The organism is Enterobacter sp. CGMCC 5087, assembly GCF_003144775.1.
GTDB classification, from domain to species: domain Bacteria; phylum Pseudomonadota; class Gammaproteobacteria; order Enterobacterales; family Enterobacteriaceae; genus Enterobacter; species Enterobacter cloacae_M.
On sequence record NZ_QFXN01000177.1, the window covers coordinates 1 to 6,412 of the forward strand.

Genomic DNA, 6,412 nt, shown 5'->3' on the forward strand with positions numbered 1-6,412 from the left:
TAAACTCTCAATGAAAGGAGACCCAAAATGAAAACACAATCCGCCAAACGCTATCCCCCTGAGCTGCGTGAGCGCGCAGTCAGAATGCTGTTGGAACACCGTGATGAATATGACTCTGAGCCAGATGCCATTCGTGCCATATCCTCAAAAATCGGGTGCCATTACGACACGCTACGCGCCTGGTTGCGTCAGCATAAAAATGATGTCCGTGGTGGTGCCAGCCCGGTAAGCACGGATGTTGGCGAGTTGAGCACCAATGAACGTCAGCGTTTAAAAGAACTGGAACGTGAGAATCGGGAGCTACGCCGCAGCAATGACATATTGCGCCAGGCCTCTGCTTATTTTGCGCAGGCGGAGCTCGACCGCCACTGGAAAAAATAATGCCACTTATGCAACGTCTGAGTGGTACACACGGGGCCGGGCCGGTATGTCGCGAGCTGGATATTGCCCCGTCGACATACTACTGGCATCAACAACGCCAGCTACATCCTGAAAAATGCAGCCAACGAGAAAAGTATGATGCTCAAATCAGCCAGGAGATAAAACGCGTTTACGAAGAAAATTACAGTGTCTATGGAGCACGAAAAGTCTGGCGTCAGTTACTTCGCGAGGGCTTTAGCGTTGCCCGGTGTACGGTTGAACGTCTGATGAAAATAATCGGTCTTAGGGGCGTACTCCGCGGCAAAGTCATCAAGACCACAGTTGGTCGCAAAACAGCGACCGCTGCGGATCTGGTAAACCGTCAGTTCGTGGCAGAACGTCCCAATCAGCTTTGGTGTGCAGATTTTACGTACGTCAGCACCTGGCAGGGCTTCGCGTATGTGGCGTTCATCATCGATGTGTTCGCCGGCACGATCGTTGGCTGGCGGGTCTCATCGTCGATGGAAGCCAGGTTCGTGCTGGATGCGCTGGAACAAGCTCTGTGGTCTCGTCGCCCCACAGGTACAATCCATCACTCGGACAGTAAGAATGTCTGTGTCAGTTCTCATCATCATGCTTGCTGTTTTGTTCGCGCGGTGAGATCACTGATGCAGTGAAGACTTTCCGGCTACCTGACTCACACTCTGATCGACCAGAAATGTGTCTTTCCCTGGACCCGTCGGTTGACGGAAAGTACTTCATGCGAGGCTTCTCCTCACCGATGCGCGTGACTCAAGAAGGGCCTGACGTCTTGTCTCCTTACTGTCCTGTCCGGGTTATCGTCAGGAGAAATGACGATAAGTTCCAGAAAGGATTAGGCTATGGCGAAGACTAAATCAGTTCGCCCACCGTTTGTCGTGGGCGGCGTTGATACGCATAAGGACCTGCACGTTGCTGCAGTAGTTGATGAAAACAACCGCGTTTTAGGCAGTGATTTTTTCGCGACAACCCGGCAGGGATATCGGCAGATGCTGACATGGATGGCATCTTTTGGAACGGTTGCCCGCATCGGAGTTGAATGTACCGGTTCTTACGGCGCTGGCTTGCTACGCCACCTGCAAAATGCCGGCATCACCGTGCTGGAAGTGACTGCTCCGGATAAAATGGAACGCCGCAGGCGTGGAAAAAGTGACACAATTGATGCTGAAAGTGCCGCCCACGCAGCTTTCTCATTGATACGCACTGTCACACCTAAAACACGAAGCGGGATGATTGAAGCACTCCGCGTTCTGAAAGTCTGCCGAAAAACAGCCGTTGCAGCACGTCGTATTGCGCTGCAAATGATCCAGATGAATATCGTTTCATCTCCGGATGAACTACGTGATCAATTACGTAATCTGACCCGGATGCAGCTGATTCGAACCCTGGCCGCATGGCGGCCGGATGTGACGGCGTATCGTAATGTTCAGGATGCTTATCGTATTGCCCTGAAATCGCTGGCTCGACGATATCTTGAACTTCACGATGAAATAGCAGACCTGGATATCATGATCGCGTCAATCGTTGATGAGCTGGCACCTGAGCTGATCAAGCGTAACGCTATCGGCTATGAATCCGCTTCTCAGCTGCTCATCACTGCGGGTGATAACCCTCAACGGCTGCAGTCTGAGCCTGGCTTCGCGGCCTTATGCGGAGTCAGTCCCGTTCCCGTCTCATCAGGAAAAACAAATCGCCACAGACTGAACCGTGGTGGAGATCGCGCAGCAAATAGCGCCCTGCATATCATCGCTATAGGCCGGTTACGTACAGATACGAAAACGCAGGAGTATGTCGCGAAAAGAGTCGCGGAAGGGCACTCAAAAATGGAAGCGCTGCGCTGCCTGAAACGTTATATCGCACGCGAGGTCTTCACACTGCTTCGCAATCAAAATCGGCAGATTAACAGCACTCAAATAACGACTTGACACTTAGAAGGGCGTCAAGGGCTCCCAATACGTGTCACTGCCGTACACCCAGCGGTTGCAGGAGGCGGAACTGTTGGCGTCGACAGGCAGCACAGGGGACTCTTACGATAATGCCCTGGCCGAGAGCATCAATGGCCTTTACAAAGCGGAAGTGATACACCGTAAGAGCTGGAAAAACCATGCAGAAGTGGAGCTTGCGACACTGGCATGGGTGGACTGGTTCAACAATCGAAGGTTGCTTGAACGGCTAGGACACATACCGCCGGTAGAAGCCGAAAAAGCTTATTATGCTTCCAGTGCAAATAATGATCTGGCAGCCTGAGCTTCCGGACTTAAAACTCTCCAAAAAAACCGGGGCGGTTCATACAGGTGCGGGGTTCGAGGCCTCGGTGGCGGTCCATTCTGGCTTTCAGGCCTGCGATGAAGGGATAACCTGGAGTGGCCGGATAGTCCTTTCGCATGAGTGTGGGTATGCTGTCCCGGATGTCAAATCCACTGACGTCTGCATGCTTCGCACTCAGCCGAATGCGTTTTTGTGACACCGGTAATACCCTGTTCCGGGAATGGCCTGGCATGCGGCCGGAGTGTAAGGCGTTCGGTGTGCTTATCTGTGGTATTGGGAGGGATGTTGGTTCCGGATGCACCGGCAACAGGACAAGGACAAGAATGTTACCCGTTGAACGAATGTTTCATGCAGTACCGGCAGTGATATCAAGATGTCTTCAGCTGATACTCAATGCCGCACTGTTGTTGCCGGGACTGATACTGGTTGCGTTCCTCGCAAAGGAAACCCTTCATCCGGGTGAAGTACGGTTTGAACCTGCGGCGGATAACAGCAAATACAGTCTGATGGCCGGGTTGATGGTGTATTCTCTGTACTTCAAATTTATCGCGCTTATCGTGAAGTATTTTCTGGCAGGGTACCATTTTCCGCTGCGTTACATCATTTATATTGGCATCACGGTCATCGTCAGGCTGATTATTGTTGAGCATCCGTCTTCGCGTGATGTTCTGGTGTATGCCGGGGCGATACTGGTGATGGTCATGACGCTGTGGCTGTGCAATTCGCCGCGACTGAAACGTGAGTGAGCCGTGGCAAAGTCATGACACCTTCCGTTGCTAGTGTTGTGTGGCATGAATATTGATAACTGAATAGTGGTGCGCGCCTCCGGAGGGAGGGCGCGGGTGATAAAATATCCTCAGAGGAACGCAACAACGCGCGGACATCTGCCTGTCACCAGGATGTTCACCGCAGGGAACCTCGCTTTTAAAATGGTACGCTGACTTTCGGGAGAGGAAAACGGATGAGTATAAAAACTGCATTTACCGCGCTGTTGCTGATTATCGGGAGCGGTTTCTCTGTTCTGGCGGGGGCGACCGAACACAACCCACTCCGTTCGCCGGCAAAGGGTGTCGTCTGTGACGTTTATTTTTGTGCCGATGCGGCGGGTGTTTCAGATGCGCTGACGACGAAATACCTGGGGGCAAAAAAAGGGAAGCAACTGGCTGTGCAGGGAGAATTTGACCGTACGGCGTTTACATTTGCCAATGGCGTGTATTGTGATACCAAAGCACACGAGTGTCGTCAGGACCGCTATTTTGGTGCTGACGGTAAACCTTCCGGTAAGATCGACAGCAAAACGACACAGTGGCTGTTTGCCCAATGAGTGAAGGGACCTGGCAGATCCCTTATTTTTCATTGCTGACAGCGATCGCTTACCTCGTTCAGCCCCTCGCTTTCTTTGCTGAATGACACAAACCGGCCCTGATCGTTAAGTTTGACAATATACAGGCTATCGAAATCGTGCCCGGGCCACGACGGGATCTGCTCTGGATCACCGCCGGTCTGTTTGACCAACGCCTTCGCGGCGACCACCAGGTTTTTGTGTTCCCATGAGACAAACACCCACTGTTGTCTGTTGCTGGTGGATAGAAGATCGCTGACCAACCCGTCCGTCTCCGTGGCATGGTATTTGAGGATCACCGGGTGTTCTGCCCGGATAGCGGTGGGGAGTATGGTACTCAACGGACGCAGTGAACTGCCGGTTTTGTTTTGCTTTGGTGCAGCCGCATAAATCGCATCAGGCTGGCCAAAACGGGTCAACAGTACTGATGGCAGTGCCAGCGCACGATTAAACCCTTTGCAGGTCAGCTGACCGGTGGGTGCCTCCGGTTTTTCACCGTGGCGCAGGAATACGACGGTGGTTTCTGCCTGCACAGTAAAAGCAGTCAGCAACAAAGAACCGAAAGTCATCAGCAAGGCATGTTGTAACAGAGATTTTAATGTAACCATCAGAATGAATCTTATCTGTGAAAGAAACGAAATAATGCTCATGGCTATTTTAAACGAAAATACAATGAGGGTTATTTTGTTTGTGCTTCTTTTGATGTTTATTGCTATGCAAGTGAGTTTGATGCCCTTTATGTTTCCATTTGTGTTTTGTAATGTGCATTTAGACATATTTATATCCAGCCCGATAAAAAGGATGGATGTATTCATTATGGCGTTGAAATAATATTCTTAAAAGAAAGGCCCCGGTGTGTTCAGGCAGGCGTTTTGTGCTGCAATGATAATGTCTGTCAGATTAGTCTTGATGTATCTTGTTTGTTACATTTTGAGGTTATGTCTCTTTTTGTGATCTGTTTGCGATCTTTAATTCTGTTTTATTGCAAATATGTAGTGTTATGATCTAGCATATTCGGCATCATTCCTGCGCACCGTTCCTCCGTATGAGGCTGTAACGTCAGGTGACTATCGCCAATTAACCGTCTGGTGAATACCTGAATCTTCGTCCGGGGATACCCGGTTGTATTTGCTGGTCCGCCGGTTTTAATTTCTGATTTGTGAAAAATCGAGTGAGAAGAATATGAGTAAAAATACAGGCACCTCCTCTGTCGCGCCGAAAGAAAGAATTAATATCAAATATGTTCCTGCTACCGGCGGGCAACAGGCAGAGGTTGAATTACCCTTAACGCTGATGATCGTTGGCGACCTGAAAGGGCGCACAGAAGAAACGCCGATTGAAGAACGACAGACGGTATCGCTGGACAAGAACAATTTCAATGCCGTCATGCGGGAAAGCAAAATTGATCTCGCTTTTAACGTGCCAAATCGTCTTGAAGAAGAAAGCGAAGATGACCTGCCTGTTCATCTGAACATTGCTTCTCTTGCTGATTTCTCCCCGGACAACCTTGCACAGCAGGTCCCTGAGTTACGTAAATTGCTGGAGTTGCGTGAGGCGCTGGTTGCACTTAAGGGACCACTGGGAAATATCCCCTCATTCCGTAACCGTTTGCAGGATTTGCTTGCAAACCCTGATGCCCGTGAACAGTTGCTTCAAGAGCTGGATCTCATTAAGCCAGAAAAATAATGCAACAACAGTAAGGGAAAAATTATGTCTGCTACCGAAAAACAAACCCGCACTGATGATGCCGGGGCATCTTCCTCACTGCTTGACGAGATTATGGCGCAGGCGCGTATTACGCCTGTTGACGAAGGCTATAACGTCGCGAAGCAGGGTATTACGGCGCTGATATCCAACATCCTTGACAGTGGTGATGCCGCCGAACCAGTCAACAAAGCTCTGGTTGACCGCATGATTGTTGAGCTGGACAAAAAACTCAGCGCCCAGATCGATGAAATTCTGCATGCCCGTGAGTTCCAGGCACTGGAATCCACCTGGCGTTCGGCCAGGGTGCTTGTTGATAAAACAGATTTCCGCGAGAACATCAAAATTTTGATGTTACACGCGACTAAAGATGAGCTGCTTGATGATTTTGAATTTGCACCTGAAATCACCCAGTCCGGATTCTATAAGCATGTTTACTCCACCGGTTATGGCCAGTTTGGTGGGGAACCTGTCGGTGCGGTGATTGGTGATTATTCCCTGACCCAAAGCTCTCCGGACATCAAGCTGATGCAATACCTGAGCGCCGTAGGCGCAATGGCACATGCACCCTGTATTTCGTCTGTGGCACCGACCTTCTTTGGGGTAGACAGTTTTACCGATCTTCCCTCCATCAAGGATCTCAAATCGGTATTTGAAGGCCCGGCCTATACCAAATGGCGCGCCCTGCGTGAGTCAGAA

Annotated in this window: 6 protein-coding genes, 2 pseudogenes and 1 other annotated feature; of the genes and pseudogenes, 7 read left to right on the forward strand and 1 reads right to left on the reverse strand. The window is 50.4% G+C overall.

Annotation, left to right across the window (positions count from 1 at the left end):
- Positions 1–27 precede the first annotated feature (27 nt).
- From DEO48_RS15465 to DEO48_RS15495, 5 genes and pseudogenes are all read left to right on the forward strand, one after another.
- Positions 28–983 (forward strand): annotated as a pseudogene (locus tag DEO48_RS15465) (IS3 family transposase); the annotation flags it as partial.
- Positions 336–452 (forward strand) — a sequence feature (AL1L pseudoknot). Its footprint overlaps the pseudogene before it by 117 nt.
- Positions 984–1,241: 258 nt before the next feature.
- Positions 1,242–2,324: an IS110 family transposase gene (locus DEO48_RS15475; RefSeq protein WP_020803817.1), complete on the forward strand. Its 1,083-nt coding sequence runs from the start codon at positions 1,242–1,244 to the stop codon at positions 2,322–2,324.
- A gap of 16 nt (positions 2,325–2,340) precedes the next feature.
- Positions 2,341–2,646: pseudogene (locus DEO48_RS15480) on the forward strand (integrase core domain-containing protein); the annotation flags it as partial.
- Between the two features lie 362 nt (positions 2,647–3,008).
- Complete coding sequence (locus DEO48_RS15490; protein WP_109845659.1) at positions 3,009–3,413, forward strand: phosphate-starvation-inducible protein PsiE; 405 nt, start codon at positions 3,009–3,011, stop codon at positions 3,411–3,413.
- Between the two features lie 215 nt (positions 3,414–3,628).
- A complete protein-coding gene (locus DEO48_RS15495; protein ID WP_109845660.1) occupies positions 3,629–3,991 on the forward strand; it encodes a YcgJ family protein in 363 nt (120 codons plus the stop codon).
- 29 nt (positions 3,992–4,020) lie between these two features.
- Here DEO48_RS15495 and DEO48_RS15500 read toward each other — a convergent pair whose 3' ends face one another.
- Positions 4,021–4,599, reverse strand: coding sequence for a histidine phosphatase family protein (locus DEO48_RS15500; RefSeq protein ID WP_373863502.1), 579 nt, complete (start codon positions 4,597–4,599; stop codon positions 4,021–4,023).
- Between the two features lie 592 nt (positions 4,600–5,191).
- Here DEO48_RS15500 and tssB point away from each other — a divergent pair.
- Entirely contained in the window at positions 5,192–5,695 is a 504-nt protein-coding gene (gene tssB / locus DEO48_RS15510) for a type VI secretion system contractile sheath small subunit (protein WP_046897925.1), read from the forward strand.
- Between the two features lie 24 nt (positions 5,696–5,719).
- Positions 5,720–6,412, forward strand: a 693-nt coding sequence (locus DEO48_RS15515; RefSeq protein ID WP_181367017.1) for a type VI secretion system contractile sheath domain-containing protein, incomplete at its 3' end; no start/stop codon positions are given.

Excerpts from the sequence above, each read along its gene's own strand:
- tssB (WP_046897925.1), top strand. The coding sequence starts at position 5,192 with ATGAGTAAAAATACAGGCACCTCCTCTGTCGCGCCGAAAGAAAGAATT.
- DEO48_RS15490 (WP_109845659.1), top strand. The coding sequence starts at position 3,009 with ATGTTTCATGCAGTACCGGCAGTGATATCAAGATGTCTTCAGCTGATA.
- DEO48_RS15495 (WP_109845660.1), top strand. The coding sequence starts at position 3,629 with ATGAGTATAAAAACTGCATTTACCGCGCTGTTGCTGATTATCGGGAGC.
- DEO48_RS15475 (WP_020803817.1), top strand. The coding sequence starts at position 1,242 with ATGGCGAAGACTAAATCAGTTCGCCCACCGTTTGTCGTGGGCGGCGTT.